The following is a 1842-nucleotide window of genomic DNA, read 5'->3' on the forward strand; positions in this document are numbered from 1 at the left end:
CGGTGTGTCACACCGAGGAAAACATTTCCGGGTTTCTGATACTTCTCTTTCAGATACTGTTTCACAGTCTCCGAAAGCGGTGTATCTCCCGTCTTGTCTGCCTGGACAATCTCGGAAGCGGTCTTGTTGACTACAATGATATGGTTGTCTTCGTATACAACAGTCATTCTGTTCGATTACATATTCATACCACCATCTACCTGAATCACCTGACCTGACACATAAGATGACATATCAGAAGCCAGGAAGGTAGCGATGTTTGCCACATCTTCAGGAGTACCACCACGACGCAAAGGTATTTTCTTTGCCCATTCAGCTCTTACTTCGTCAGAAAGAGCAGCTGTCATGTCTGTCAGGATGAATCCCGGAGCGATAGCGTTGGCACGGATGCCACGAGAGCCCAACTCTTGTGCGATAGACTTAGCCAATGCAATCATACCTGCTTTAGAAGCAGCATAGTTAGCCTGTCCTGCATTTCCGTGAACACCTACAACAGAGGCCATATTGATAATGCTACCAGCTTTTTGACGCATCATGATAGGTGTACAAGCATGAATGAAGTTAAATGCTGACTTCAGGTTCACGTTGATTACCATATCCCATTGCTGTTCGCTCATGCGCATCATCAAACCGTCACGAGTGATACCGGCATTGTTTACCAATATATCGATCCGTCCGAAGTCCTTGTGGATTTCTTCAACGACCTTTGCAGTATCTTCAAAGTTAGCCGCGTTAGAAGCGTAACCTTTGGCTTTCACGCCCATTGCTTCAAGTTCCTTTGCTGTATTTTCTGCATTTTCGTCAATGACAAGGTCAGTAAATGCGATGTTTGCACCTTCGGCAGCAAACTTAAGAGCGATAGCCTTACCAATACCACGAGCAGCACCGGTTACAATGGCTGTTTTTCCGTCTAATAATCCCATACTAAAAGTTATTTAATTAAATTTCTGTTCTATGCAGTGCTCCAAACACAATGTTGGTCACATATCTATTTCTTGTATCTTCATCCAGATGTGCACCTATATGGCCTCGAATATAAGGAACTTCAATTCCTTTCACACAATAATGTATCAAGTCGGCAGTCATCTCCACATCATCAATATGGAAAACTCCTTTTGCCTGTCCTTCCAGAAGAACGGCTTTAAAGAGCTGGACTTCCTTTGCATCAAACTTCTTGCGAACTTTTTCCACCCGCCATATATCACGGAAGAAGTTAGCACGCAACGTCCCGTTCCGATAGACCACCTCTTTCACTGCATCTAATCGGGTATATATCAGCTCCAGCAGTTTTTCGTCCGGAGAAATGTTTTTCTCGGCTACCCGCTTCATCATATCCGACAAAATATCCAATTCCGATTCCACAACAGCCAAATAGATTTCATCCTTACTTTTAAAATAAGTATAGAGCGTTCGTCTCCCTTTTTTAGAAGCAAGAGCGATATCGTTCATAGTCGTATTTTCTACCCCCATCTTTGCAAAAAGCTGACGGGCTACATCTACTAACTTGGCTTTTGTCTTGGATACGGTCATAGGTTACAAATTGCACATTGCTGAATATTTTGAGCAAAAGTAATTCTTTTCTTTAGACCATACAAGAAAACAGAGAGAATATTAACATTTGTATATTAATAGGTGCTAAGAAAAAGTTTCATCATTATTTCGTTCATTCTCAACCTAATAAGAAAAAAGTGATGATTTATTCGAAAAATATTCAGCGAATTATTTGTTTGTTTCAAAAAAAGCCGTACCTTTGCACCCGTTAAACATCGCGGAGTGGAGCAGTTGGTAGCTCGTTGGGCTCATAACCCAAAGGTCATTCGTTCGAGTCGGATCTCCGCAACT

The 1842-nt window shown here is 42.1% G+C and carries 2 protein-coding genes, 1 tRNA gene and 1 pseudogene; 1 reads left to right on the top strand and 3 read right to left on the bottom strand.

What is annotated here, in order from left to right:
• The 3 genes and pseudogenes from ACT8YW_RS23140 to ACT8YW_RS23150 form a co-directional block, all read right to left on the bottom strand.
• Positions 1 to 167: pseudogene (locus ACT8YW_RS23140) on the bottom strand (RNA pseudouridine synthase); the annotation flags it as partial.
• Positions 168 to 176: 9 nt separating this feature from the next.
• A complete protein-coding gene (fabG, locus tag ACT8YW_RS23145) occupies positions 177 to 923 on the bottom strand; it encodes a 3-oxoacyl-[acyl-carrier-protein] reductase (RefSeq protein ID WP_004299904.1) in 747 nt (248 codons plus the stop codon).
• Positions 924 to 939: 16 nt separating this feature from the next.
• On the bottom strand, positions 940 to 1530 hold the full coding sequence (locus ACT8YW_RS23150; protein ID WP_444107272.1) for a TetR/AcrR family transcriptional regulator: 591 nt from the start codon (positions 1528 to 1530) through the stop codon (positions 940 to 942).
• A 237-nt stretch (positions 1531 to 1767) separates the two neighbouring features.
• Between ACT8YW_RS23150 and ACT8YW_RS23155 the strand changes: the two genes are divergently transcribed.
• Positions 1768 to 1840 (top strand) — tRNA-Met (locus ACT8YW_RS23155).
• Positions 1841 to 1842 lie beyond the last annotated feature (2 nt).

Source organism: Bacteroides sp. (genome assembly GCF_052357945.1).
Lineage (GTDB): Bacteria > Bacteroidota > Bacteroidia > Bacteroidales > Bacteroidaceae > Bacteroides.

Coding starts and splice junctions, on each gene's coding strand:
- fabG (WP_004299904.1), bottom strand. CDS start 923: ATGGGATTATTAGACGGAAAAACAGCCATTGTAACCGGTGCTGCTCGT.
- ACT8YW_RS23150 (WP_444107272.1), bottom strand. CDS start 1,530: ATGACCGTATCCAAGACAAAAGCCAAGTTAGTAGATGTAGCCCGTCAG.